The 24,563-nt window shown below is 72.8% G+C and carries 22 protein-coding genes; 14 read left to right on the top strand and 8 right to left on the bottom strand.

Going from position 1 to position 24,563, the window contains the following annotated elements; genetic code table 11:
* Nucleotides 1-3: 3 nt before the first annotated feature.
* Nucleotides 4-2,865, bottom strand: coding sequence for an FAD-binding and (Fe-S)-binding domain-containing protein (locus AB0I22_RS16990; protein WP_363131566.1), 2,862 nt, complete (start codon nt 2,863-2,865; stop codon nt 4-6).
* A 132-nt stretch (nt 2,866-2,997) separates the two neighbouring features.
* Here AB0I22_RS16990 and serC point away from each other — a divergent pair, with 132 nt between their 5' ends.
* The 6 genes from serC to AB0I22_RS16960 all read left to right on the top strand — a co-directional run bounded on the left by serC (nt 2,998) and on the right by AB0I22_RS16960 (nt 8,674).
* Nucleotides 2,998-4,116 carry a phosphoserine transaminase gene (serC, locus tag AB0I22_RS16985; protein ID WP_363131565.1) on the top strand — a complete coding sequence of 373 codons (1,119 nt, stop codon included), beginning with the start codon at nt 2,998-3,000 and terminating at the stop codon, nt 4,114-4,116.
* Between the two features lie 206 nt (nt 4,117-4,322).
* Nucleotides 4,323-4,724, top strand: a complete 402-nt coding sequence (locus AB0I22_RS16980) for a PPOX class F420-dependent oxidoreductase (RefSeq protein ID WP_363131564.1) — start codon at nt 4,323-4,325, stop codon at nt 4,722-4,724.
* 185 nt (nt 4,725-4,909) lie between these two features.
* Nucleotides 4,910-5,590, top strand: coding sequence for a GDSL-type esterase/lipase family protein (locus tag AB0I22_RS16975; protein ID WP_363131563.1), 681 nt, complete (start codon nt 4,910-4,912; stop codon nt 5,588-5,590).
* Between the two features lie 111 nt (nt 5,591-5,701).
* Entirely contained in the window at nt 5,702-7,294 is a 1,593-nt protein-coding gene (locus tag AB0I22_RS16970) for an alpha/beta hydrolase (RefSeq protein ID WP_363131562.1), read from the top strand.
* A gap of 64 nt (nt 7,295-7,358) precedes the next feature.
* Entirely contained in the window at nt 7,359-8,081 is a 723-nt protein-coding gene (locus AB0I22_RS16965; protein WP_363131561.1) for a sigma-70 family RNA polymerase sigma factor, read from the top strand.
* Entirely contained in the window at nt 8,078-8,674 is a 597-nt protein-coding gene (locus tag AB0I22_RS16960) for a hypothetical protein (protein WP_363131560.1), read from the top strand. Before AB0I22_RS16965 ends, AB0I22_RS16960 begins: the two co-directional genes overlap by 4 nt.
* A 120-nt stretch (nt 8,675-8,794) precedes the next feature.
* On the opposite strand, the gene AB0I22_RS16955 is transcribed toward AB0I22_RS16960, so the two are convergent.
* The gene (locus AB0I22_RS16955; RefSeq protein WP_363131559.1) at nt 8,795-9,565 is read right to left on the bottom strand and encodes a DUF4157 domain-containing protein; all 771 of its coding nucleotides are present in this window, start codon (nt 9,563-9,565) and stop codon (nt 8,795-8,797) included.
* A 384-nt stretch (nt 9,566-9,949) separates the two neighbouring features.
* Between AB0I22_RS16955 and AB0I22_RS16950 the strand changes: the two genes are divergently transcribed.
* Nucleotides 9,950-10,888 (top strand): hypothetical protein, encoded by a 939-nt coding sequence (locus tag AB0I22_RS16950; RefSeq protein ID WP_363131558.1) that lies wholly within the window; start codon nt 9,950-9,952, stop codon nt 10,886-10,888.
* Nucleotides 10,889-11,066: 178 nt separating this feature from the next.
* Here AB0I22_RS16950 and AB0I22_RS16945 read toward each other — a convergent pair whose 3' ends face one another.
* Nucleotides 11,067-11,336 carry a hypothetical protein gene (locus AB0I22_RS16945; protein WP_363131557.1) on the bottom strand — a complete coding sequence of 90 codons (270 nt, stop codon included), beginning with the start codon at nt 11,334-11,336 and terminating at the stop codon, nt 11,067-11,069.
* A 324-nt stretch (nt 11,337-11,660) separates the two neighbouring features.
* Here AB0I22_RS16945 and AB0I22_RS16940 point away from each other — a divergent pair, with 324 nt between their 5' ends.
* Complete coding sequence (locus tag AB0I22_RS16940; RefSeq protein WP_363131556.1) at nt 11,661-12,659, top strand: aldo/keto reductase; 999 nt, start codon at nt 11,661-11,663, stop codon at nt 12,657-12,659.
* Nucleotides 12,660-12,944: 285 nt separating this feature from the next.
* Here AB0I22_RS16940 and thpR read toward each other — a convergent pair whose 3' ends face one another.
* Nucleotides 12,945-13,508, bottom strand: a complete 564-nt coding sequence (gene thpR, locus AB0I22_RS16935) for an RNA 2',3'-cyclic phosphodiesterase (protein ID WP_363131555.1) — start codon at nt 13,506-13,508, stop codon at nt 12,945-12,947.
* A 19-nt stretch (nt 13,509-13,527) separates the two neighbouring features.
* Here thpR and AB0I22_RS16930 point away from each other — a divergent pair, with 19 nt between their 5' ends.
* A complete protein-coding gene (locus tag AB0I22_RS16930; protein ID WP_363131554.1) occupies nt 13,528-14,028 on the top strand; it encodes a GNAT family N-acetyltransferase in 501 nt (166 codons plus the stop codon).
* A gap of 88 nt (nt 14,029-14,116) precedes the next feature.
* Here AB0I22_RS16930 and AB0I22_RS16925 read toward each other — a convergent pair whose 3' ends face one another.
* Nucleotides 14,117-15,484, bottom strand: a complete 1,368-nt coding sequence (locus AB0I22_RS16925) for an MFS transporter (RefSeq protein ID WP_363131553.1) — start codon at nt 15,482-15,484, stop codon at nt 14,117-14,119.
* 31 nt (nt 15,485-15,515) lie between these two features.
* Entirely contained in the window at nt 15,516-15,986 is a 471-nt protein-coding gene (locus AB0I22_RS16920) for a MarR family transcriptional regulator (RefSeq protein WP_363131552.1), read from the bottom strand.
* Nucleotides 15,987-16,137: 151 nt separating this feature from the next.
* Here AB0I22_RS16920 and AB0I22_RS16915 point away from each other — a divergent pair, with 151 nt between their 5' ends.
* The gene (locus AB0I22_RS16915; RefSeq protein ID WP_078644053.1) at nt 16,138-16,326 is read left to right on the top strand and encodes a ribbon-helix-helix protein, CopG family; all 189 of its coding nucleotides are present in this window, start codon (nt 16,138-16,140) and stop codon (nt 16,324-16,326) included.
* A 15-nt stretch (nt 16,327-16,341) separates the two neighbouring features.
* Here the strand turns inward: AB0I22_RS16915 and AB0I22_RS16910 are convergent, their stop codons facing one another.
* A complete protein-coding gene (locus AB0I22_RS16910; RefSeq protein ID WP_363131551.1) occupies nt 16,342-17,808 on the bottom strand; it encodes an NCS2 family permease in 1,467 nt (488 codons plus the stop codon).
* 287 nt (nt 17,809-18,095) lie between these two features.
* Between AB0I22_RS16910 and AB0I22_RS16905 the strand changes: the two genes are divergently transcribed.
* The 4 genes from AB0I22_RS16905 (at nt 18,096) to AB0I22_RS16890 (ending at nt 22,819) form a co-directional block, all read left to right on the top strand.
* On the top strand, nt 18,096-18,368 hold the full coding sequence (locus tag AB0I22_RS16905) for a DUF2530 domain-containing protein (protein WP_363131550.1): 273 nt from the start codon (nt 18,096-18,098) through the stop codon (nt 18,366-18,368).
* A 331-nt stretch (nt 18,369-18,699) separates the two neighbouring features.
* Entirely contained in the window at nt 18,700-21,087 is a 2,388-nt protein-coding gene (locus AB0I22_RS16900; protein WP_363131549.1) for a cation-translocating P-type ATPase, read from the top strand.
* Nucleotides 21,088-21,248: 161 nt separating this feature from the next.
* Complete coding sequence (locus AB0I22_RS16895; RefSeq protein WP_363131698.1) at nt 21,249-21,536, top strand: chaplin family protein; 288 nt, start codon at nt 21,249-21,251, stop codon at nt 21,534-21,536.
* Entirely contained in the window at nt 21,533-22,819 is a 1,287-nt protein-coding gene (locus AB0I22_RS16890) for a hypothetical protein (RefSeq protein WP_363131548.1), read from the top strand. The genes AB0I22_RS16895 and AB0I22_RS16890 overlap by 4 nt, the downstream gene beginning before the upstream one ends.
* Before the next feature lie 12 nt (nt 22,820-22,831).
* Here AB0I22_RS16890 and AB0I22_RS16885 read toward each other — a convergent pair whose 3' ends face one another.
* Nucleotides 22,832-24,325, bottom strand: coding sequence for a helix-turn-helix domain-containing protein (locus AB0I22_RS16885; RefSeq protein ID WP_363131697.1), 1,494 nt, complete (start codon nt 24,323-24,325; stop codon nt 22,832-22,834).
* Nucleotides 24,326-24,563: the final 238 nt, after the last annotated feature.

Below are 24,563 nucleotides of genomic sequence, written 5' to 3'. Positions count from 1 at the left end.
ACACTACGGGGCCCCACCACCCCCCAGTCCCTCCGCCAAAACCTCAGCCAAGTGCCGCCCCCGCACGTCCCCCAGTTGCCCCAACTGCGTCCGGCACGAGAACCCGTCCGCCAATACTTCCGCCCCCTCCGGCGCCCGCCGTACCGTCGGCAGCAGTTGCTCCTCAGCGCAAGCGGCAGAAACAGCGAAGTGTCCGCGCTCGAAACCGAAGTTGCCGGCCAGGCCGCAGCAGCCGCCGCTCAGTTCGCCGGTGAGGCCGGCTCGTTCACGCAGACGACGATCAGCCGCGTCGCCCAGTACCGCGTGCTGGTGGCAGTGGGTCTGGCCGACGACGGGGCGGTCGATGCGTGGCGGGGTCCAGTCGGGGGCGTACTCCTCCAGGGCCTCGGCGAAGGTGCGTACCGATGCCGCCAAGCGGGCGGCCCGGGCGTCGTCCGAGCCCAGGAGTTCGGGGAGGTCGGTGCGGAGGGATGCCGTGCAGCTCGGTTCGAGGCCGATGACCGGGGTGCCCGCGTCCAGCGCGGGGGCGAGGGTGCGCAGGGTGCGGCGCATGACGCTTCGCGCGCCGTCGAGTTGGCCGGTGGTCACCCAGGTGAGGCCGCAGCAGACGGGGCGCGGCGGGACGATGACGCGCAGGCCCGCCGCCTCCAGGACCGCGACGGCCGAGCGGCCCACCGACGGCGTCAGGTAGTTGGTGAAGGTGTCGGGCCATAGGAGCACCGTCCGGCCGTCACCGGAGGTCCGATTCCTTCGCCTCCGCCACCAGCGGGTGAACGGCTCCGCCGCCAACGGCGGAATCGTACGTTCCGGGGCGATGCCGCCCGCCCGCTTGGCAAGGGCGGCCAATGGACGTACCCCCGCCGCCGCATTGGCGGCCGCCGGCAGTCGCAGCGCGGCCGTCCCCCGCAGCCACAGCGGCAGCCGGCCCATCGCGTAGTGCGCGGCCGGGCGCGGGCGCCCCGCGTAGTGGTGGTGCAGGAACTCCGCCTTGTACGTGGCCATGTCGACGCCCACCGGGCAGTCGCTGCGGCACCCCTTGCAGGACAGGCACAGATCCAGGGCGTCCCGTACCTCCTCCGAGCGCCACCCGTCGGTGACGACCTCCCCCGCGAGCATCTCGTGCAGCAGCCTCGCCCGGCCCCGCGTCGAGTGCCGCTCCTCCCCCGTCGCGCGGAACGACGGGCACATCACGCCCGAACCACTGGACGTATCACGGCACTTGGCTACACCCACGCACCTGCGCACCGCCGCCCCGAAGTCCCCGCCGTCCTGCGGATAGCCGAACTCCACGTCCACCGGCCGCCTCGGCAGCACCTCGAACCGCAGGTTCTCGTCCAGCCGCGCCGGGCGGGCCAGGACCTGCGGGTTCATGCCGCCGTCCGGGTCCCACAGGTCCTTGAACCGCTCGAAGAGGCGGACCATCTCGGGCCCGTACATCCTGGGCAGCAGTTCGGCCCGCGCCATTCCGTCGCCGTGCTCGCCGGAGAGCGAGCCGCCGTGCGCGACGACCAGCCCGGCCAGCGCCTCCGAGAAGCCCCGGAACCGCCGCACGCCGTCCGCGCTCAGCAGATCGAAGTCGATGCGGACGTGGATGCAGCCGTCGCCGAAGTGCCCGTACGGGGTGCCGCGCAGCCCGTGCTCGCCTAGCAGCGCGCGGAAGTCGCGGAGGTACGCGCCGAGCCGCGCGGGCGGCACCGCGCAGTCCTCCCAGCCGGGCCACGCCTCGCTCCCGTCGGGCATGCGCGTCGCCGTGCCGCTCGCGTCCTCGCGTACGTGCCACAGGGCGCGCTGCGCGGCGGGGTCGGTGACGACGAGGCGGTCGACGGTGCCGTCGGCGGCCCGTACGAGCGTGTCGGCGTGCGCCCGTGCCGCGGCCGGCGACTCCCCGCCTACCTCCACGAACAGCCACGCCCCGCCGCCCGGCAGCCCCGCCGTGTCCCGTACGAGGTCGGCGGCCATCCCCTCGACGGTCAGCGGCCCGTACGGCAGCAGCCCTGCCGCCGCCTCCGCGGCCGCGCTCTCGTCGGGGTAGCCGAGGACCGCGAGGGCCCGCGCCCGCGGGGCCTCGACCAGCCGTACGGTCGCCTCCGTCAGTACGCCGAGGGTGCCTTCGGAGCCGGTGAAGGCGCGCGCGACGTCGGCGTGCTTCTCCGGCAGCAGCTCGTCGAGCGCGTAGCCGGAGATGCGGCGCGGCAGTTCGGGGAAGCCGGTGCGCAGCCGGGCGAGGTCGCCGTCGACCAGGTCCCGCAGCCCGTCGCGGAGGCGCGGCGGGAGCGTGTCGAGGCCCTGGCCGAGCCGCAGCCGTTCGCCGCCGTAGGTACGGACGTCCAGCTCGTGGACGTTGTCGGCGGTGGTGCCCCAGGCCACCGAGTGGGAGCCGCAGGAGTTGTTGCCGATCATTCCGCCGAGGGTGCAACGGCTGTGCGTGGAGGGATCGGGGCCGAACGTCAGCCCGTGCGCGCCCGCCGCCGCCCGCAGGTCGTCCAGGACCACGCCGGGCTGAACGACGGCAGTACGCGTCCCCGGATCGAGCGAAACGATCTCGCGCATGTGCCGGGTGAAGTCGAGGACGACGCCGACGCCGGTCGCCTGCCCGGCGATGGACGTGCCGCCGCCGCGCGGCACGACGGGCACCCCGCGGGCCCGGCACACGGCCAGCGCCGCGGCCACGTCGTCGGCGTCGCGCGGCGCGACGACGCCGACCGGCACCCGCCGGTAGTTCGAGGCGTCCATGGTCGCCAGGGCGCGGCTCGCCGCGTCGAAGGAGACCTCGCCGCGCACGGCGGCGCGCAGCTCCCGTTCCAGGGGGCCGGCGGCGCCGACGTCCCGGTCACGCTGCTCACGTTGCGAACCCTTGGCACTCATAGGCCCCAGCCTGCCCAGCGATCGGTTCCCTCACCACGTCCACCACGACGAGCACGCCCCACACCGGACGAATCCGTCTCGGGAGATGGACCGCCCACCCGCCCCCGCCCCCGGACGGATTACGCTTCGCCCGTGGCCGAGATCCAGATTCCCGCTGACATCAAGCCCGCCGACGGTCGTTTCGGCGCTGGCCCGTCCAAGGTACGTACGGAGGCGCTCAGCGCCCTTGCTGCCACCGGAACCTCACTGATGGGCACGTCGCACCGCCAGGCCCCGGTCAAGAACCTGGTCGGCAAGGTGCGTGACGGCGTGCGCGACCTCTTCTCCCTGCCCGAGGGGTACGAGGTCGTCCTGGGCAACGGCGGTTCCACCGCCTTCTGGGACATCGCGACCCACGGGCTGATCGAGAACAAGTCGCAGCACCTCACGTTCGGCGAGTTCTCGTCGAAGTTCGCGAAGGCCGCGAAGCTCGCCCCCTGGCTGGCCGAGCCGACCGTGATCAGCTCGGAGCCCGGCACCCACCCGGAGCCGGCCGCCGAGGCGGGCGTGGACGTCTACGCCCTCACCCACAACGAGACGTCCACCGGCGTCGCCGCCCCCATCAAGCGGGTCTCGGGCGCCGACGCGGGCTCCCTCGTCCTGGTGGACGCGACGTCCGGCGCGGGCGGCCTGCCCGTGGACATCGCCGAGACGGACGTCTACTACTTCGCGCCGCAGAAGTCCTTCGCCGCCGACGGCGGCCTGTGGCTGGCGGCGTTCTCGCCCGCCGCCCTGGAGCGCGCGGCGCGCGTGCACGCGTCCGGGCGGCACGTACCGGAGTTCTTCTCGCTGCCGACGGCGATCGACAACTCCCTCAAGAACCAGACGTACAACACCCCGGCGCTCGCCACCCTCTTCCTCCTCGCCGACCAGCTGGACTGGCTGAACGGCCAGGGCGGCCTCGACTGGGCCGTGAAGCGGACGGCCGACTCCTCGTCGCGGCTGTACGGCTGGGCGGAGCAGTCGGAGCACGCGACGCCGTTCGTCACCGACCCGGCCCAGCGCTCGCAGGTCATCGGCACCATCGACTTCGCCGAGTCCGTCGACGCGGCGGCCGTCGCCAAGGCGCTGCGCGCCAACGGCATCGTGGACACCGAGCCGTACCGCAAGCTGGGCCGCAACCAGCTGCGCGTCGCGATGTTCCCGGCGATCGACCCGGCGGACGTCGAGGCGCTCACGGCGTGCGTCGACTACGTGATCGGCAAGCTGTAGGCACAGCGGTAACGCATACGCGTACGGGCCTCCGGCATCGCGCCGGGGGCCCGTACGCGCGTCACGGGCCCCCGGTTCCGAAAAGGACAGGCTGGGCCGCTGGTCCCGTACGGTCGCCGGGGTCCCGTACGGCAACCGGTCCCGTACGACCACCAGTTCCGTACCGGCGGATGGTTGGACCGCCCGCGAGTGCGCAGACATACGCCATGACAACTCCCGTGAGTCCCGGCTTGGCGCCCTTCGTCAAGCAGCGCACGGTCCTGCTCACCACCTACAAGCGCGACGGGACGCCCGTCGGCACCCCCGTCAACATCGCCGTGGACGGCGAGCGCGCCTACGTCCGTACGTTCGGTACGGCGTGGAAGGCCAAGCGGATGCGCAACAACCCCGAGGTCACCATCGCCCCGTCCACGGCCCGCGGCAGGCCGACCGGCCCGGCCGTCACCGCGCGGGCGCGCCTCCTCGACGAGGGCGGCGAGGAGAACGAGCACGCCACGAAGGCCATCGCCCGCAAGTACCGGTTCCTGCACGGCGTGTGCGTTCCGCTGCTGCACAAGGTCAAGCGGGAGCGGACGATCCACTACGAGCTGCGGCTGCCCGCCGAGTGAGCCGCCGGCCGGTGCGCGCCCGGTGCGCGCGCCGACCCGTGGTGGGCAAGGTCACGTACCGGCCCGGCGGCCGGGTCCGGGATACTTCGGGGCGAGGGCGGCTGCCCGGCCCGGGGGTCTGCGGCGCGTCTCCCGTGCCCCGAGCCCCGGCCCCGGCTCCCGCCCCGACCAGGAAAAACACCACCGTGCGCATCATGTTCGTCGGCGACTCCCAGACCATCGGCGTCGCCGGTGACACCACCTGGCGGTACCGGATGTGGCAGCACCTGGAGGCCGCGTACGACGGGCCGTACGAGATCGTCGGGCCGCGCCACGGGCTGTACGACGCGACGGCCGACGCCCCCGTCTCCCAGGAGTACGCGGACCCCGCCTTCCCCTGCTCCGCGCGGGCGCACCTCGCGGGGTGGGGCGAAGGCTGGCTGCACATGGCACCGGTCGTCGGCGACGCGGTACGGGCCGCTCGCGCCGACACGCTGCTGGTGGCGCTCGGCCTGATCGACCTCGGCTTCTACACGGACGCCGACCAGACGGCGGTCAGCGTCCGCCGCTTCCTCGCGGCGGCCCGCGAGGCCAATCCGCGGCTGCGGGCCGTACTGCTGCCCGTCATCCCCAACACGCGCGCCCTGACGGACCCGCCGTTCGCCGCCGAATGCGAGCGCTTCAACGAACTGCTGGCCAAGACCGTCGCCGACCTCTCCTCCCCCTCCTCCCCGCTGCTCCTGGCCTCCCCGCCGCCGGGGTACGACCTCGCCCGCGACACCTACGACGGCACCCACCCGAACGCGCACGGCGAGCACCTCATCGCCGGGGCCTTCGCCGACGCGCTGCACCAGGCGTGGGGCGTGGGCGGGCCGTACCGCCCTTGAGGCCGCTGGTGGCACTGGTACCACCGGAAGCGGTGGCACCAGCATGATCGACTGCGCGCGGCGCCGGCTGGAAGATCGATGCCGTACCCGCAACCCCCCTCGGGAGGACCGATGTTCATGCTCGGGAAGCGGCGGTGGGCCCTGCCCGCCGCCCCGGTCGTGGCCCTGGCCGCCATAGCCGCCGTCCTTCCGGCACCGGCAGCCTGGGCCCGAGCCCAAGCCCAATCGAGCGGCACCGGCCCTGCCCCCGTACCGGCCCGCTACGCGCACCAGCGGCTGACCTGGCACCCCTGCGACGAATGGCCGACGCTGGAGTGCGCGACCATGACGGCCCCGCGCGACTGGCACCACCCCGGCACCGGCCCGGACATCAGCGTGGAAGTGTCCCGGCACCTGGCGACCGGCCCGGCGGCGGAGCGGCGCGGCGTCCTGATGACGGCCGCCGGCGGACCCGGCGGCACGGGGCTGGGCAGACCGACCGGCATCGTGAAGTACGCGCCGAGGGTGGCCGCCGCGTACGACGTGGTGAGCTTCGACCAGCGCGGCGTCGGTCGGAGCACCCCGGCGCACTGCCAGACCCCGGCGGAGTTCAAGGACTTCTACGCGCACGACCTCCGCGACCGCTCGCCCGCCGCGATCCAGGGGGTCCTGGACCGGTCGCGCGCGATGGCCGAGAACTGTCAGCGGCGCACGGGCGGCCTGCTGCCGTATCTGACCACCGAGCAGACGGCACGGGACATGGACCTGTACCGCTCGCTGCTCGGGGCGGAGAAGATCTCGTACTACGGGGGCTCCTACGCCACGAAGGTCGGCGCGTACTACGCGACGGTGTTCCCGCGGCGCGTGCGCCGCGCCGTGCTGGACAGCAACATCGACTTCACCGCCGGGATGGACCAGTGGGAGTCCGGCCAGCCGCGCAGCTTCCAGCGCCGGTTCGAGCAGGACTTCCTGCCGTGGCTCGCGAAATACGACTCGGTGTACCACTACGGGCGTACGGCCGCCGAGGTGCGGGCGAAGTGGGAGGCGCGCCGCCGGGCGCTGCACGACCGGCCGCTGACGGTGGGGACGTCGGTCATCGGGCCGAACCAGCTGGACAACGGCACGATCCAGGCGATCTACAAGGCGGCCGGCTTCCCTGTCCTGGCACGGGCGCTGGCCGCCCTCGACCACTGGGACACCGCGACCGCGGACGAACGCGCGCTCGTGCCGCACGTCTTCGACTCGTACCAGAGCAAGGAGTTCGCCGCCGAGTTCTTCTCGGTGACCTGCAACGACAACGCGTGGAGCCACGACATCGGCCACTGGGTGGAGCGCTCGGCCAGGGACGCCCGTAAGTACCCGCTCGTCGGCCCTCGCGAACTGGCCTACGCCGCCACCTGCGCGTACTGGCCCGACACCGCCGCCCCGCAGGTGAACGTCACCGGCGAGGGGCTGCCGCCGACCCTCATGCTCAACTCGCTGCGCGACCCCGCCACGTACTACGAGGGCGCCGTCGCCGCGCACCGGGGGCTGCGCGGCTCGCGCCTGGTGACGGTGGAGGGCGGCGACCACGGCCAGTACCTGAACGGCAACCCGTGCGTGGACTCCCTCGTCGAGAAGTACCTGTTCGACGGCGATCTCCCGGCCCATGACACGACGTGCCCGGCGCCCCCGCTCCCCGGCCCGTCGGAAATCTCTCACCGGTCGGCCGCAACCCGGACCTGAGTCATACGTCTGGATGGGGTGAAGGCGCCTTCGACCGAGGTGAACACCGAGGTGAACGAGGTCTATGCACCCCATATCCCTATCGCCGGCGCCGCTGCTCCCGCCGGGGGCGGCGGCGTCGGCGGGTCATGCCCCGCGCGGCGGCGGGCTCCTGCGGCGGGCGCGGCTGCTGCTGCGCCGTACGCGCGCGGCCGGGGCGCGGCCCGACGCCCCGCAGCCCGCCGCCGACACGCCGCTCTACGGGCGTCGTCATCTGCGCGCGGTACGTCCCGGCGAGGATCCGCCGGGGTCGGCGCACCGTCCCACCCTGGCCGACCTGTACCACGCGCGGCGGCTGGAGATGGTGCGGCTGGCGGTGTTCCTGGTCGATGACCGGCATACCGCGGAGGACGTCGTGCAGGACGCGTTCACCGCGGTGTGCCGCAGGCACGGGGCGTCGCTGGACGACCTCCAGGACGCGGCGGCGTATCTGCACACGGCGGTCGTCAACGCCGCGCGCTCGGTGCTGCGACGTCGCCGTACGGCGCGCGCGTACACGCCGCCGCACGAGGGGTACGGGCCGCCGGTCGACGAGCGGCTGCTGCTCGCCGAGGAGCACGGCGAAGTGCTCGACGCACTGGCCAAGTTGACGGAGCGTCAGCGCGAGGTGCTGGTGCTGCGCTACTGGTCGGAGCTGACCGAGGCGCAGATCGCGGAGACCCTCGGGCTGTCCCGCGGCACCGTGAAGTCCACCGCGAGCCGCGCGCTGGACGCCCTGGAGAAGAGACTGCTGGAGGCGGACCGTTGAGCCCACGCCACCCCGGCGCGGCGGCCGACCGCCACGCCGAGCACGCCGAGACCGAAGCGCGGCTGCGCGCGGCCCTCGACGCCCGCGCCGCCCTGATCACCCCGCACGACCTGGCGCCCGCGCCCCCGCCGGCCGGCCGCGCCTGGGGCACGCGCCGGGTGCGGCGGACCGTACTCGCCGCCGTCGGCGCGGTCGCGGCGTCCGTGTCCCTGTACCTGCTGCTGCCCGGCAGCCCACTGCGGCCCCATCAAGTGCCGCCCGCCTACGGCCCGGCCGCCTCCCCCACTCCCCCGCCGCCGAGCGTCGACCCGCCGATCCCCACGGAGCCCGCGCCCCGCGGCTCCCCGCGTTCGACCACCGGCCCGACCCCGGACCCCAGCTCCGGCTCCGGCTCCGGCTCCGGCTCCGACCGCCTCCGCCGCGGCCTCGACAGCGGCAGCGGCAGCGGCAGCGGCAGCGGCAGCGGCAGCGGCACGGACGCTGACACGGACGCGCGTACGGACGCGGGTACGGACGCGGGTACGGACGCGGGTACGGACTCGGGCACGGACTCGGGCACGGACCGGCGCGGACGATTCCCGCTGCCTCCGTAAGAAGCGACCGCGAGGCGCCCGCTGCTCCTCGGGGACGGGCCCTCATCCCCCGAGAGAGGCGGCGTCAGCCTGAGCCGTCGCCGTACGCGACCCGCCCGATCCCGCCGGGAGGACTTGCCGCTACCCGAGGAGCCGCGTGACGGCCCTGTTGCCGGCCACGCCCTGAAGGGAACGCATCCGAGTCATCGCGGCCTCGTCGACCGAACGCTGCACAGCCCCCTCCGGCGCCGCTTCGGTGGCATGGGCGCCGACGGACGGGGCCGTTTCGGCACCGGAGGCGAACGCGGCTCCGTCGATCTCCGCCGTCCGCTCGGAGCCCTGCCGGGGGTCGGTGACGCTCACACCGGCGCCGTTGTCGTTCCCCGTTTCCTGAATGCCCCGCAAGTTCTTGTCGACGTGCCCGAGTTCGTGGCCCATCACTTCCATGTTGCCGGCCGCCCCGCGGCCCAGGAATACATGGGACCCCACCGTCATGGCCTGCGCGCCCAGGGCCTCGGTCGCGCGCTGCGCGACCGGGTTGTCGTGGATACGTGCAGGAGAGAAGTCATTCTGGTAGAAGGAATCCGCCTCGGCGCGCAGGGACCCACCCAGGGGCTGACTCGGCGAGGACATGGCCGACTTCAGAAGCTCGCTCTGCGCGGCGGCGGCGTCGGGCCCGTCCCCGCCGTGGCCGCAGCCGGCGCCGTGGACGTGCTGTTCCTGGTCGGCGGCGCGGGCGACGGTCCGCGGATTCGCCAGCCGCTGGATCGACGTGACCTCGGCCGCGGTCAGCGGAGGGAGGGCGGACGCGCTCTGGTCGCGGGGACGCTGTGCCGCGCTCCGGGTACCCGCGTCGGTCTGTTCCGACTGCGACCGCATATGGTTCGCCTCCATGTGTATGGGTGAGGTCATACCTCGTCCCATCCATTCACTCACGCCCCGGCGACACCAGGTCCGGCCGGGCAGCGGCTCGGGCAGAGAGCGGTGCCCCATGGGCCCCTTGCGGGAGGCACGGCCCGTACGCCGCGCCGAGCCCCTCGGCACAGCCCGTCGCACGCCGGTCCCGCGGCGCGGAGAAGCCGCCTCGGCAAGGGCTGCGACTGGGCGAACTGCCAGCTCCCAGACCCCCTTAGAGTTCTGTCGTAACACACTCGACGACATGGCGTGCGAAGGAGCAGCAGATTGCGTGCGAGAGACAAACCGGAGACGCCGGCGCCGAGGCCGGCGCCGGCGCGTTCGCGAGTCGGGGACGCCGGATCGTCGACGCACCCGAGCACGACCGCCGCGCAGCGCGCCATGAACCGGCAGGGGGGCGGCCGGACGCCCTCGACGATGGCGGAGGCGACCCGCGGGGTGCAGGGGGCCGCGGGGAACGCCGCGATGGTCCAGATGCTGCGCAGCGGCGAGGAGCGGCGCGGCGGGGCCACGGGGCCGTCCGCGCGCACCCGCCCGAACGCCGACCGCCGCGGCAGCGGCCGGGAATCGGCTGCCGACTCCGCCGCCCGGCCGGTCCAGCGGGCGCCGCAGGGCGATCGCGCCCAGACGTTCGGGCAGGGCGGCCCATTGGACGGCCTGGACCATGCCGGCAATTACTACAGATTCGATTTTCAGCATGTGAAAGCGAAGGCGCTGCGGGACGTCGCGAACGTATTGGTCGGAATTTCCTTCCCGACCCAGCCCGGAGACGTCGAGCAGGTCACGTCATGGGCGAAGAAGCCCCAGCGGACCTCGGACGTAGAGGTCTACAGCATAAATATCCAAGGCACGATCCAAGCGCCGATCTTCAATCCGGGACCTCCCACGCAGGCGCCATGGAGCAACCGCCCGCTGTACGTCCATGCTCACGCGTCCAATGAATTCTTCAAGATCCCGGTGGAAGTGGCCCCGGGCACCGTCAAGGCGGTCAAGGTGGACGGGGCGACGTTCAGCCGCATTCTGCGCAATCACCCCGGGTACCGGGAGGCCGCCCGCAACACCCCGGGCCGGGACGGGCTGCTCATGTCCTGTACGGCCGGCCACCCGATGGCCACCGCCGCCGCGGACATGGCGCACGACATGCACAGCGCCGGCTCGAAACGGACGTGGTACGCGCCGAGCGGAATGGGCGTCCGATTCGATCCCCTCACCGGCAGGCCGGACGCGTCCGGCTACGGGTCGGGGCAGTCCTGGGACGCGCAGGGCAACGAGACGCCCGGCGGATTCGTCGCCTACCCTCCCCCGAGGCGGGGCAACTGACGGCCCAACGGAACTGACGGGCCCGACGGAACTGACGGAGCTGACGGGCCTGGCAGAACTGGCAGAACTGAACTGACGGATACGGCAAGGCTCCCGTGCCGTGGTGGAAGCGTCCGGCTCGACGCCTCAACCGGTCGGCACGGGAGCCTTGTCGGTCATCCGCCCCCGCGGGCCGAGCTCAGCGCATCCACTCCGAGTAGAAGTTGGGGAGGCCCGGCTGGGGGTCGCTGACGCAGGTGGCCTCGTGGTACTGGGGGCTCAGCGGCAGGTCCTGCTGCATCTGGTCGTAGCAGGCCTGCCAGGAGTCGTACGACTCGCCGCCGACCGGCTGCCAGCCGTCGCCGGCCGGGGGGCCGGCCGCGAAAGCGGACGAGGCGGTCAGCGGAACGGTGATCACCGCGGCGCCGACGGCGAGACCGAGAGCGACACGAGTGCGCCATGACTTCATGAATTCCTCCATCGGGTGTCTTCGGGGCTCCCCGCGCGCGGCTCTCCCCGGGACCGGAGAGGCGCCGCGGCCGAAAGCCGCCTGTTCCGTGCGTCGTTCACGGAGTTGGATGCGCGCGCCGGGACGCGAGTTCACCGAGTGGCAGGTGTTTCGGACGCTCGCGTTCCACTGTGCACGGCGAAGAGGTCCGCGGTGCGCGGCCGGGCAGCCAGGACTGCCCGGCCGTGCCTTGACCGCACGGCGCCGGAAACGGCCGGGACGCCGCGCCCGTCCCGGCGTCGCTGTCTTGATTCGAGTGGGCTCGAAGGCGTTGGCTATGGCCCCATGGAGTACACGCAGCTCGGACGCACCGGACTCAAAGTCAGCCGCCTCGTCCTCGGGACGATGAACTTCGGCCCCCAGACGGACGAAGCCGACAGTCACACCATCATGGACGCCGCGCTCGGCGCGGGCGTCAACTTCTTCGACACGGCCAACGCCTACGGCTGGGGCGCCAACAAGGGCCGTACGGAGGAGATCGTCGGCAGCTGGTTCGCGAAGGGCGGCGACCGGCGGGACAAGACCGTCCTCGCCACCAAGGTCTACGCGAACATGTCGCTCGACGACGGCCCCGCCTACCCCAACCACGACAAGCTCTCCGCCGTCAACATCCGCCGCTCGGTCGAGGCCAGCCTCAAGCGGCTCAACACGGACTACATCGACCTCTACCAGTTCCACCACGTCGACCGGGACACCCCGTGGGACGAGATCTGGCAGGCCATCGACGTCCTCGTGCAGCAGGGCAAGATCCTCTACGCGGGATCGAGCAACCACGCGGGCTGGCACATCGCGCAGGCCAACGAGGCGGCCCGCCGCCGGGGCTCGTACGGGCTGGTCAGCGAGCAGTGCCTGTACAACCTCGCCGAGCGCCGCGCCGAGATGGAGGTCATCCCGGCCTCGCAGGCGTACGGGCTCGGCGTCATCCCCTGGTCCCCCCTGCACGGCGGGCTGCTCGGCGGCGCGCTCCGCAAGGAGCGCGAGGGCGGCACCGGCCGTACGTCCTCCGGGCGGGCGTCCGACGCCCTCCAGGACAAGGCCGTGCGCGATCAGATCCAGGCGTACGAGGACCTGCTGGCCAAGCACGGCCTGGAGCCCGGCGAGGCGGCGCTGGCCTGGCTGCTGACCCGGCCCGGCGTGACCGGCCCGATCGTCGGCCCGCGCACCACGGACCAGCTCGCGTCCGCGCTGCGCGCCGTCGAGCTGAAGCTGTCGCCGGAGCTGCTGACCGCGCTCGACGAGATCTTCCCGGGCCCCGGCCCGTCCCCGGAGGCGTTCGCCTGGTGACCTGGCGGGGCGGGCCCGTGCCCCGGGCCCGCCCGTACCGCCTGGTCAGCGCGTCACTTGACCGCCGCCATCACGACAACGACGACGAGCAGCACGGCGAGCACACCGGTCATGATCCGGTTCCGGGTCTTGGGGTCCACACTCCGAGGTTATCCGGAGCCCCGGGCGACCGGACGCAGAGGGCCCGCCGGCCCGGCCCCGATCACGCTGTGGTCCGGGCCCGATCGGCTGCGGTCCGAACCGGCCCCGTCAGCGTCCCGGACCGGCCCCTCAGGACCCCGCCCGTCAGCGCCCCAGCCGCCACACCGCCAGCGGCTCGTAGCGCGGCCGCTCGCCCGTGATGCCGGAGGCGGGGAGGTGGCTGCGGACGAGCGTGAGTTCGCGCGCCGTCCACGGCGCGCCCTCGAAGCCGGCCAGCTCGCTGACGTACGGGCGCAGATCGGCGTCCGCGCGGTTGCGGGCGAGGGTGAGGTGGGCGCGGAAGGCGCGGGCGTCGGCCGGGAGGGCGGCGGCGCGGCGGCAGCCGGCCGCCACCGACTCGGCCAGCCGCCCCAGCGCCGCCGTCTCGCCCGCGGCCCCCGCCCATAGGGCCCGGTCCCCGAACCGGCCGCCGCGCGAGAGCCGCAGCTCCGGCGGCCGGTGCCGCGCCGCCGCCCGGCCGAGCCGCTCCCGCAGCTCCGGCAGGACCGTCTCGTCCGTCTCGCCGAGGAAGGCGAGCGTGAAGTGCCAGCCCGCGGCCTCGGTCCAGTGCAGCCGGCCGGCCCCCGGCAGGGCCTTCAGCCTGCGGACCTCACCGGCCAGTTCCGCGACGATCTCGTCGGGAGGAATCACGGCGACAAACAGCCTCATGCGGCTTAGTGTGACGCAGATGGAGATCAGGAAGGGCGGGGCGGGCGACATCCCCGCGATACTCGGGATGATGGACAGCGCCGTGGAATGGCTGGTCGCCGAGGGGCGTACGGGCCAGTGGGGCACCGAGCCGTGGTCGTCCCGGCCGACGTCAGTGGAGAAGGTCGCGGACATCGTGCGGTCCGGCACCCCGTGGATCGCCGAGATCGACGGCGAAGCGGCCGGCACGGTGACGCTCACCCCGCACCCGGCCCCGTACGTGGCCCCGGCCGACGAGCCCGAGGTCTACGTCCATCTCCTCGTCATCGACAGCCGCTTCCGGGGCCGCGGCGTGGGCAGCGCGCTGCTGGCGCACGCGGTGGAGGAGACCCGCCGGCAGTCGATCGACCTGCTGCGCGTCGACTGCTACGCGGGCGGCGAGGGCCGGCTCGTCGACTACTACCGGCGCAACGGCTTCACGCCGACGGAGACCTTCACCGTCGAGGGCTGGCCGGGGCAGGTGCTCGCGCGGCGCGTGTGACGCGGCGGGCGCGCCGGAGCCCGTGACGCCGATGGCCGGGGCCCCTCGTGGAGAGGGACCCCGGCCATCGGCAGGTGAAGTGAGGACGTCAGGCGACCGCCGCCAGCTCCTCCTGCCGCGCCGACCGCTCGCGCGGTACGAACGCCACGTGCCGGTGTCCGCGCCGCAGGTCTATCCGCAGCCGCAGGCCGCCCACCCGGGCCAGCGCGAGACCGACGCCGACCGCTGCGAGCAGGGAGATCAGGCCGCCGGTGAAGAAGCCGATCCGGGCCCCGTACTGGTCGGTGATCCAGCCGACCAGCGGTGCGCCCACCGGTGTGCCGCCCATGAAGACCATCATGAACAGGCTCATGACGCGCCCCCGCATCGCGGGGTCGGTGGCCAACTGCACGCTGGAGTTGGCGGTCACGTTGACCGTGAGGCCGACCATCCCGATGATCACCAGCAGTACGGCGAAGACCCCGAAGGAGGGCGACAGCGCCGCCGTCATCTCCAGCAGGCTGAAGACCACCGCCGCACCGACCAGCAGCCGCAGCCGCGAGGTGCCGCGCCGGGCCGCGAGCAGCGCGCCGGCCAGCGAGCCGGCCGCCATGAGGATGTTGAACAGGGCGTACGTGCCGGCGTCGGAGTGGTAGACGTCGTTGGCGAACGCGCTGAGCCAGACCGGGAAGTTGAAGCCGAAGGTCCCCACGAAGCCGACGAGCACGATCGGCCAGATCAGCTCCGGCCGCCCGGCGACGTACCGCAGGCCCTCCTTCAACTGGCCCTTGCCGCGCGGCACCTGCTCGACCTTGTGCAGCTCGCTGGTGCGCATCATCAGCAGGCCGGCCAGCGGCGCCACGAACGAGACGCCGTTGAGCAGGAACGCCCAGCCGCTGCCGACGGCGGTGATCAGCGCGCCCGCGACGGCGGGGCCGATCAGCCGGGCGGACTGGAAGTTGGCGGAGTTGAGGCTGACCGCGTTGCGCAGATCGTCCTGGCCGACCATCTCGACCACGAACGCCTGGCGCGCGGGGTTGTCGATGACGGTGACGAGACCGAGGACGAACGCGGTCACGTACACGTGCCAGACCTGGACCTGGCCGCTGAGCGTCAGGGCGGCCAGCGCGAGGCCGGTGAGGCCCATCGCGGACTGGGTGATGAAGAGGAGCTTGCGCTTGGGGTAGCGGTCGGCGAGGACGCCGCCGTACAGCCCGAAGAGCAGCATGGGCAGGAACTGCAGCGCCGTGGTGATGCCGACGGCCGTGGAGGAGCCGGTCAGGCTGAGGACGAGCCAGTCCTGGGCGACGCGCTGCATCCAGGTGCCGGTGTTGGACACCACCTGTCCGGTGGCGAAGAGCCGGTAGTTGCGGACTCTCAGGGAGCTGAAGGTGCCGCCCCGCCGCTTGGGTTCGGCGGGTATGTCGTCGTCGTTGTTCGGTGCGGGTGCGGAGTCTGCTCCGGGTCCCGTACTCAAAATGGGGTCGCCTCCTAGGGGCAGGGTCGTCTTACAGGTGCGCGAGCTTCTCCAGAACGGGCGCGGCGGCGCGCAGCGTCGCCCACTCGTCCTCGTCCAGCTCCCCGACCAGCTCGGCGAGCCAGGCGTTGCGCTTGCGCCGGCTCTCCATGAGCATGGCCTCGGCCTGCTCGGTCTGGGTGACCACCTTCTGCCGGCGGTCCTCCGGGTGCGGTTCGAGCCTGACCAGTCCCTTGGCCTCCAGGAGCGCCACGATGCGCGTCATCGACGGCGGCTGTACGTGCTCCTTACGGGCCAGCTCGCCGGGGGTGGCGGAGCCGCAGCGGGCGAGCGTGCCGAGCACCGACATCTCGGTGGGGCTCAGCGACTCGTCGACTCTCTGATGCTTGAGTCGGCGGGACAGACGCATGACGGCGGAGCGCAGGGCGCTCACGGCTTCGGCGTCGTCCGGGGCGGCTGAGATCCCCTCCGCGAGGGGCGCGGGGCTGGACAGTTCCGGCATGGTCGTTAGCATAACTCATTACTCCGTCTAAGGAAAACCGGAAAGGGCCGAGCGGTCACAGCCCGCGCTTGTCACGGCCGCATCACCCGTACGGGTGAGCGCACGCGGGAAAACAGCCGCCGGACCGGCCGCCCCCTGGACCCTGGCACGCATGGGATCAAGGGTGCTCAGCCTACGGATGGACGGCGACCTGCTGGACCGAGTCCGGCAGCACGCGGAGAAAAGAGGAATGAGCGTCCAGGACTACGTGGTCCGGACGCTCATTCGGGACGACTTCGACGAGCGGTTCCAGCGCTCCGTCGACGCGACGGAGGCGTTCTACTCCGCCCCGCCGCCCTGACCCCTCACCGCCGCGCTACTTCACGCCCAGCAGCTGCTCGATCGGGTTGAGCAGGAAGTAGACGAGGAAGCACGCCCCGACCACGCTCAGCAGCCACGGGATCTCGCGCGCCCGCCGGTCGGCGATCCGCAGCAGGATGAAGGCCAGCACGCCGAGCCCGATGCCGTTGGTGATGCTGTAGGTGAACGGCATCGAGATGATCGTCAGGAACGCCGGGATCGCGATGGTGAAGTCGCTCCAGTCGATCTCCCGGACGTTGGCCGACATGATCAGGAAGCCGACGACCAGCAGCGCGGGCGTCGCGGCCTGCGAGGGCACCACGGTCGCCAGCGGCGTGAAGATCAGCGCCAGCAGGAAGAGCCCGCCGGTCACGAAGTTCGCCAGGCCGGTACGGGCGCCCTCGCCGACACCTGCCGTGGACTCCACGAAACAGGTGTTGGCGGACGCCGAGCCGAACCCGCCGGCCGCGACCGCGACGCCGTCCACCATCAGAATCCGGCCCATGCCCGGCAGCTGCCCCCGCTCGTCCGTCAGCCCGGCCTCCTCGCCGACGCCGATGATCGTGCCCATCGCGTCGAAGAAGCCGGACAGCAGCACGGTGAAGACGAAGAGGCAGCCGGTGAGGATGCCGACCTCGTGGAAGCCGCCGAACAGGCTGATGTCGCCGACGAGCGAGAAGTCCGGCGCCCCCACGACGTGGTCCGGGACGGTCGGCACCGACAGGCCCCAGCCCGCGTCCGGGATGGTGGCGATCGAGTTGATGACGATCGCGACGACGGCCATCGCGACGATGCCGATCAGGATCGCGCCGCGCACCTTGCGCACGGTCAGCACGAACATCAGCGCCAGGCCGATCACGAACACCAGCACCGGCCAGCCCTGGAGCTGGCCCCCCGAGCCCAGGCCGAGCGGGACGGTGGTGTGCGCGTCGTCCGGGTTGCGCGAGACGAACCCGGAGTCGACCAGTCCGACCAGCGAGATGAACAGCCCGATGCCGATCGCGATGGCCCGGCGCAGCCCGCCCGGGATCGCGTCCATCACGCGCTGCCGCAGCCCCGAGACGACCAGCACCATCAGCACCAGGCCGGCCAGCACCACCATGCCCATCGCGTCCGGCCAGCTCATCTTGGGCGCGAGCTGGAGCGAGACGACGGCGTTGATGCCCAGCCCCGCGGCGCAGGCGATCGGCACATTGCCGATCGCGCCCATCAGGATCGTGGTCAGCCCGGCCATCAGGGCGGTGGCGGTGACCAGCTGCGCGTTGTCGAGCTGGTGATGGAACTTGTCCTCGCCCGCGCCCAGGATGATCGGGTTGAGGACGATGATGTAGGCCATCGCGAAGAAGGTGGCAAGCCCGCCGCGGAGCTCGCGGGCGACGGTCGAACCGCGCTGGGAGATCTTGAAGAACGCGTCGATCGGGTTCTTGGGCGGCGTCGGGAGCGGCGGCTTGGCGTCGACCGGAGCAGTGGCCGAGGGGGACATGCGGGACCTCAGTCGTACGGGCCTCCGGGGAGGCGCGGAAAGGCGAGCGGGACTGCTGGGGACCAGCCGCAGCGCCGATAACACTGGGCACTCCGGAGCCGAACAGACCCTCGTGAGTCGATCTTTGGATGATCAAACGAAAGAAACCGGTCAGATACGAGCGGTTTCAGTATGAATAAACAAGCCATCAATTGCTATCTCCGCGCGTAGACCCCTATGAACCATCGGTTCCGGCCGTGTCCCCACCCCGGGGGGCCGCCCCGACACCACCGTCTAGGCTGGAACCCATGACGAAGTGGACCCCACGGCACGAGGCGCCGGAGCCCTACGAGGGCAATGTCGTCGCCACCATCACCGGCGGCACCATCGCGTGGTTCATCCTCTTCCTCGCCCAGCTCCCCTTCTACGGGTGGTTCCACGACAACGGTCACCTGTGGTGGGTCTGGACTTGTCTGGCGGCGGCGGCGCTGGGGCTGCTGGGCATTTGGTACGTGCGCAAGCGCGACGCCGCCATTCGTCGGCACGGGGCCGGGGCGGCGGAGCCGCGGTCGGAGTCCTAGCTTTCCGGGCTGCGCCCTGGGGCTCGGGGCTGCGCCCCTGAGCCTTTGTCCTCAAGCGCCGGACGGGCTGGATTGCCTGGGCTCGGGGCCGCGTGAGTGCGCGGGTCACAGATGTCCTCAAACGCCGGACGGGCTGAATTGGCTGAGCCCCGGTGTCCTCAAGCGCCGGACCGGCTGGATTGCCTGGGCCCGGCGTGTCCTCGAACGCTGGACCGGCTGGAATTGTCGGTGGACGCGTTCCGTCGGTGGACGGTTGATGAAATGTCTGCCACGCGGCCGAACGCGTATATCCGAGGGGTGAACCTGGCGTGCGGCCCGTACCGTCGTTGGCATGACCGATCCGGCGCAGACCGCAGTCGAAGAGCCCGTACCGCCGTCGGGGAACCCCGGGCTGAGCAGCGCGCAGGTGGCCGAGCGGGTGGCTCGTGGCGAGGTCAACGATGTGCCGGTCCGGTCTTCGCGGTCGACCGGGGAGATCGTTCGCGCCAACGTCTTCACGCGCTTCAACGCGATCATCGGCGTGCTCTTCCTGATCATCCTGGTCGTCGGTCCGATCCAGGACGGCCTCTTCGGGTTCGTGATCGTCGCCAACACGGCGATCGGCATCATCCAGGAGCTGCGCGCCAAGAAGACGCTCGACAGCCTGGCCGTCATAGGGGAGTCCAAGCCGACCGTCCGCCGGGACGGGAGGGCTGCCGCGATTCCCACCGGGGAGATCGTCCTCGGGGACACCATTGAGCTCGGTCCGGGCGACAAGTGCGTCGTCGACGGCGAGATCCTGGAGGCCGACGGGCTGGAGATCGACGAGTCGCTGCTGACGGGCGAGGCCGATCCGGTGCTGAAGAAGCCCGGTGACAAGGTGATGTCCGGGTCGTTCGTGGTCGCGGGCGGCGGGGCGTTCACCGCCACGAAGGTCGGCCGCGAGGCGTACGCGGCGCAGCTCGCCGAGGAGGCGTCGCGCTTCACGCTCGTCCACTCCGAGCTGCGCACCGGCATCAGCCAGATCCTCAAGTACGTGACCTGGATGATGGTGCCGACCGCGATCGGATTGATCGTCAGCCAGCTCGTCGTGCAGAACCACGACTGGCGCGAGGCGGTCCGCCGGGTGATCGGCGGCATCGTGCCGATGGTCCCCGAGGGCCTGGTGCTGCTGACGTCGGTGGCCTTCGCGATCGGCGTCATCCGGCTCGGGCGCAAGCAGTGCCTGGTGCAGGAGCTGCCCGCCATCGAGGGGCTGGCCCGCGTCGACGTCGTGTGCCTCGACAAGACGGGCACGCTGACCGAGGGCGGGATGGACGTCACGGAGCTGCGTCCGCTCGACGGCGCCGACGAGTCGTACGTACGTCAGGTGCTCGGCGCCATCGGCCAGTCCGACCCCCGGCCCAACGCCTCCCTCCAGGCGATCATCGACGCGTATCCGGCCGCCGACGGCTGGCGCTCCACGGAGGCCCTGCCGTTTTCCTCCGCCCGCAAGTACAGCGGCGCGGCCCTCGGCGGCCCGGGCGGCGAGGACAGCGTCTGGCTGCTCGGCGCCCCGGACGTGCTGCTGCCGGACGGCGACGCGTCCCTCGCCGAGATCGACGGCCTCAACGCGCAGGGGCTGCGGGTGCTGCTCCTGGCCCGTACGGAACGGGGGCTGGACGATCCGCGGGTGGCGGAGGGCGTACGGCCGACCGCGCTCGTCATCCTGGAGCAGCGGCTGCGGCCGGACGCCGCCGACACCTTGAGCTACTTCGCGGAGCAGGACGTCGCGGCGAAGGTCATCTCCGGCGACAACGCGGTCTCGGTGGGCGCCGTCGCCGGCAAGCTCGGCATGTCCGGCGCGGAGAACCCCGTCGACGCCCGGCGGCTGCCCGCCGACCGGGACGAGATGGCGGCGGTGCTGGAGGACGGCGCGGTGTTCGGGCGCGTCAGCCCGCAGCAGAAGCGGGACATGGTGGCCGCCCTCCAGTCGCGCGGCCACAACGTGGCGATGACGGGTGACGGCGTCAACGACGTGCTGGCGCTCAAGGACGCCGACATCGGCGTGTCGATGGGCTCCGGCTCCGAGGCGACGCGGGCCGTCGCGCAGATCGTGCTGCTGAACAACAGCTTCTCGACGCTGCCGTCCGTGGTGGCGGAGGGCCGCCGCGTCATCGGCAACATCACCCGCGTCGCCACCCTCTTCCTGACGAAGACCGTCTACTCCGTGCTGCTGGCGATCCTCGTCGTCTGCTCCCAGGTCCCGTACCCCTTCCTCCCCCGCCATCTGACGCTGCTGTCGACGCTGACCATCGGCGTGCCCGCCTTCTTCCTGGCGCTGGCCCCCAACAAGGAACGCGCCAAGCCGCACTTCGTGCGCCGGGTGATGCGCTACTCCGTGCCCGCCGGCGTCATCGCGGGCGCCGCCACGTTCGTCGCGTACCTGCTGGCCCGGCACTGCTACAGCGGGCCCGGCGCCCTCGACGCCGAGACGAGCGTCGCGACGCTGACGCTGTTCATCGTCTCCATGTGGGTCCTCGCGATCATCGCCCGCCCGTACACCTGGTGGCGCGTCGGGCTGGTCCTGGCGATGGCGGCCGGGTTCCTGATCGTGCTCGTGACGCCGTGGCTCCAGACGTTCTTCGCGCTCAAGCTCGTCGGCACGACGATGCCGTGGGCCGCCGTCGGCATCGCGGCCGTCGCCTCGGCGGTCCTGGAGGTCGTCTGGCGCTGGGTGGGCAAGCGGTTCCCGGTCTGATGAATTCATTGATTCATTACTGATTGTCGTCAATGACTCCGGAGGGTGACCAGCGGAGGTCCTCGTCGTTGGGCGTCGTGCGGCCCGGGATTCCGTGGCGCGGTCTGGACAGGGAGCACCGGGGCCGGTGCCCCCGCGACGGAGGGACACCAATCGTGGACATGCGGGCTGCGGGCAGACGGGCCGGGGCAGTGGGCGCGGTGGTCGGCGCGGCGGCGGGGACGGCGCTGCTCCCGGCCGGTACCGCCGAGGCCAACATCATCGGGATCGGGAACCCGGCGTTCGGCAACAGCTGCCTCAACGTGGGCCGCGCAGCGGCCGAGGGCGGCACGGCCGCCGACAGCGGCGCGGCGAGCGGCAACCGCCTCGTCCTGCCCCTGCACCTGTCCCGCAACCACTGCGGGAACAGCGGCTTCGTCTGCACCGTGCTGCTCCTCTCCTCGGAGTGACGGGCCCCTCGCCCGCGCCCGTACGGACAGGTGAGCCGGTGGGCGACGAGGCCGTACAGGAAATGCTGGCCCTCAGCGGGCAGGGCCTGCCCCTGCTGCGGGAGTGGACGGCCGGGCAGCCGCGCTGCGGTCTGGCGCGGGCGCTGCTGATGCTGGCCACCGGGGATTCCCTCGGCGAGGCGGCGCTGAAGGATGAGCTGGTCATCGCGTACGAGGACGCGCAGTCGGCCGGGGCGCGGGAGGCGAGCCTGGTCTACGGCGTGTTCCTGAGCGCCCTGCGCCAGTACCGCCTCGCGGCCGACCACCTGGTGGCGCACTTCGCCCGGTGGCCGGCGGACGAGGTGGCCGGGCTGATGCTGGACGCGTTCCACGCCTGCGGAGACCCCGCCTACCGCGAGCGCGGCGACGCCCTGGTCGAGGAGCAGTACGTACGGGCCGGGCCGGACAGCTGGGTCTGGGCGGGCCGGCTGGCCTGGGCGCGGGTGGAGGCGGGCCGGGTGGAGGAGGCCCACGAGCTCGCCGGGCGGGCCCTGGTCCTGAACCCCCGGGCCGGTGTCGCGGTGCACGCCCGCGCGCACGCCGAGCACGAGCTGGGCGCCGGTCCCGCCGCCACCGACGCCCTCGACCGCTGGCTGGCGGACGACCCGGAGGCCCTGCAGTTCCGCCACCTCAACTGGCACGCGGCCCTCCAGTCGATCGCCTGCGGCGACTTCCCCGACGCCCGTCGGCGCGCGGACGCGGTGCTGGCCGACTCGGACGTCGGGATGCGGGCCGCGACCAACTGGCGGCTGCTGCTCGTCGGGCAGTCCCCCGCCGGCCGCACCGACCTCGCGCGCGTACGGGGGCTGCTGGCCGCGCCCGGCGGCATGGCGGAGGTCTTCCACACCTTCAACCTGGCCCTCGCCCTGGCCGTGGAGGCCGCCACGGACGACCTGCACGCGCTGGCCCGGCGGGCGGCCGGCGACCCGCGCGCCGAGTACCGCGAGGCCCTCGCCCCGGTCGCCGAGGCCCTCGCCCACCTGACGGCGGGCCGCCCCGGCGCGGCGGTCGGCCTGCTCTCCGGCCTCGGTGACGGGGTGGAGCGGATCGGCGGGGTGCGAGTGGAGCGGGAGATCGTCCAGGACACCCTGGCGCGCGCCCTGGCCGACACCGGCGAGCACGCACGGGCGGCGGAGCTGCTGCACCACCGCACGGCGACCCGCCGCCACCACACGTACGAGCGGCTCCTCGCCGAAGCGCCGGCCGTGCCCGTACCCGTACCCGCCCCGGCCCCGGCCCCGTAGAAGCGGACGGTCTCAGGTCCGGGCTCGGGCGGGCGTCAGGCCCACGGCCCGGTAGGCCAGCCACAGGTCGTGGCGCGCGCTCGGAGCGTGCAGCAGGGAGCGCTCCAGCAGCGCTTCCAGGCGGGTCAGCCGCTTGCGCGCGCCGGGGATCGAGATGCCCAGTTCGGCGGCGGTCCGGCTCAGCTGGGCGTCGTGCTCCAGCCAGGTGCGCAGCGTCGACGACGGGTCGGCCGGGCAGCCCTCGGAGGCGAGCGGGCGCAGTTGGATGTGGGCCCACCGCTGGACGGCGGGGCGCGCCAGCAGGTCGTCGAGGGTGTGGGCGGGCGCGGTGTCCGGGTCGCCGGGGCGGTGGTCGGGCGGCGGTACGGGCGCGGCGTGGACGCGCAGGGCGAGGGCGAGCGCGGACTGGTCGGCGAGCCGGTCGAGGTCCATGCCGAGCAGTTGGCCGATCAGCCGCAGCCGGGCGGCGAGGGTGTTGCGGTGGATCTTCAGATGGGCGGTGGCGCGGGAGAAGAACGCGAGCCAGGACGAGGCCGTCGCGATCAGCTCCTGGCCGCTGGGGTCCTGGGGCCGCTTGGGGGCGTGGGAAGTGAGCGGCTCCAGCAGTTCCCGGGCCCAGGGCGTGGCCACGCCGCCCGCCACGAGGGCCAGTTCGGGGGCGGCCCCGAAACTCGCGTACCGGTCGGTGTGGGCGCGGGCGATGGCGAGGGCGTGGAACGCCTGCGCGTAGCCGACGGCCGTCTCCCGCAGCGGCACGTCGTCGCTGACGCCGACGGCGCAGTCGCCCGCCATGGAGGTCAGTGCCCGGTCGAGCGGTCCGGCGGCGCCGGGCGGCGGGGGCGTCAGGGCGATCACGTGGCCGGAGTAGACGGGGCACCGCACCACCCAGGCGCGCCCCTCGGAGGCCTCGGCGCACATCCGCACCACGTCGTCGCGGCGTCCCGGCGGGCACTCGGCCACGTACACCCGCATCAGTTCGGGCAGTCTGGGCCGCAGCGCGCCCGCGATCTGGTGGGCGGTGGCGAGCTGCCCGATCATCAGCAGGTGCAGCACCGCCTCGCGGCTGCGGGACTCCGCGAGGTCCGCCCGCCGCCGCTTGCGCTCGGCGCTCTCCGCCTCCCAGCACAGGGCCAGCGGCAGCGTGACGTCGGCGAGCAGCGCGGACAGCCGGTCGGGCAGCGGGCCGGCCACCACGACGCCGAGGGCGAGGCCCTGCCGGTGCCGGGGCCCGCCGAGTGCTAAGAGGACGGCCGTCTCGGCGTCCCCGTCCAGGGTCACCGAGCGCAGCCCGCGGTCGGTGAGCTTGCGCGCCGCCCCGGCGGCCAGCGCGGTCGCCTGCCCCCCGGACGCGCCGTGCCCGTCGTGCGCCCGTATCGCGGGGCGGTGGTGCATGGCGGCGCACAGCACGGTGCCGGAGGCGTCGAGCAGCCCCGCCCAGCCGCCGGCCCGCGCGGCGAGCCAGCGCAGCAGCGCCCGGGTCCCGCCGGAGCGGGCGAGACTCTGCATCCGCAGCACGTCCTCGGCCCGCTCGATGCTCCACCGCGCTCCGATGGCGCCGCCGGTCTCCGAACTCTCCCGCGTCTGCACCCGACCTCCCGATGTTGGTGAATGTGGTTTCTGAAACCCGTGACCCGCCCCGCAGTGCAAGGTGAACCTCGTCGCCGCGCCCGCGCCGCCCTAGGGTCGTGGACCAGGTGATCCGGCCGCCGGAGCCGGCCCACAGTGGCTTACGGGGGTGGCCACT

The organism is Streptomyces sp. NPDC050610 (assembly GCF_040654875.1).
In the GTDB taxonomy this organism is placed as follows: Bacteria; Actinomycetota; Actinomycetes; order Streptomycetales; family Streptomycetaceae; genus Streptomyces.
This window is presented reverse-complemented; position numbering and strand designations above follow the sequence as displayed.

Bases quoted from the DNA above. Each gene is read 5' to 3' on its own strand.
- AB0I22_RS16990 (WP_363131566.1), bottom strand. From the start codon at position 2,865: ATGAGTGCCAAGGGTTCGCAACGTGAGCAGCGTGACCGGGACGTCGGC.
- AB0I22_RS16980 (WP_363131564.1), top strand. From the start codon at position 4,323: ATGACAACTCCCGTGAGTCCCGGCTTGGCGCCCTTCGTCAAGCAGCGC.
- AB0I22_RS16970 (WP_363131562.1), top strand. From the start codon at position 5,702: ATGTTCATGCTCGGGAAGCGGCGGTGGGCCCTGCCCGCCGCCCCGGTC.
- AB0I22_RS16965 (WP_363131561.1), top strand. From the start codon at position 7,359: ATGCACCCCATATCCCTATCGCCGGCGCCGCTGCTCCCGCCGGGGGCG.
- AB0I22_RS16955 (WP_363131559.1), bottom strand. From the start codon at position 9,565: ATGACCTCACCCATACACATGGAGGCGAACCATATGCGGTCGCAGTCG.
- AB0I22_RS16950 (WP_363131558.1), top strand. From the start codon at position 9,950: ATGAACCGGCAGGGGGGCGGCCGGACGCCCTCGACGATGGCGGAGGCG.
- AB0I22_RS16945 (WP_363131557.1), bottom strand. From the start codon at position 11,336: ATGAAGTCATGGCGCACTCGTGTCGCTCTCGGTCTCGCCGTCGGCGCC.
- AB0I22_RS16940 (WP_363131556.1), top strand. From the start codon at position 11,661: ATGGAGTACACGCAGCTCGGACGCACCGGACTCAAAGTCAGCCGCCTC.
- thpR (WP_363131555.1), bottom strand. From the start codon at position 13,508: ATGAGGCTGTTTGTCGCCGTGATTCCTCCCGACGAGATCGTCGCGGAA.
- AB0I22_RS16930 (WP_363131554.1), top strand. From the start codon at position 13,528: ATGGAGATCAGGAAGGGCGGGGCGGGCGACATCCCCGCGATACTCGGG.
- AB0I22_RS16920 (WP_363131552.1), bottom strand. From the start codon at position 15,986: ATGCCGGAACTGTCCAGCCCCGCGCCCCTCGCGGAGGGGATCTCAGCC.
- AB0I22_RS16915 (WP_078644053.1), top strand. From the start codon at position 16,138: ATGGGATCAAGGGTGCTCAGCCTACGGATGGACGGCGACCTGCTGGAC.
- AB0I22_RS16910 (WP_363131551.1), bottom strand. From the start codon at position 17,808: ATGTCCCCCTCGGCCACTGCTCCGGTCGACGCCAAGCCGCCGCTCCCG.
- AB0I22_RS16905 (WP_363131550.1), top strand. From the start codon at position 18,096: ATGACGAAGTGGACCCCACGGCACGAGGCGCCGGAGCCCTACGAGGGC.
- AB0I22_RS16900 (WP_363131549.1), top strand. From the start codon at position 18,700: ATGACCGATCCGGCGCAGACCGCAGTCGAAGAGCCCGTACCGCCGTCG.
- AB0I22_RS16895 (WP_363131698.1), top strand. From the start codon at position 21,249: ATGCGGGCTGCGGGCAGACGGGCCGGGGCAGTGGGCGCGGTGGTCGGC.
- AB0I22_RS16885 (WP_363131697.1), bottom strand. From the start codon at position 24,325: ATGCAGAGTCTCGCCCGCTCCGGCGGGACCCGGGCGCTGCTGCGCTGG.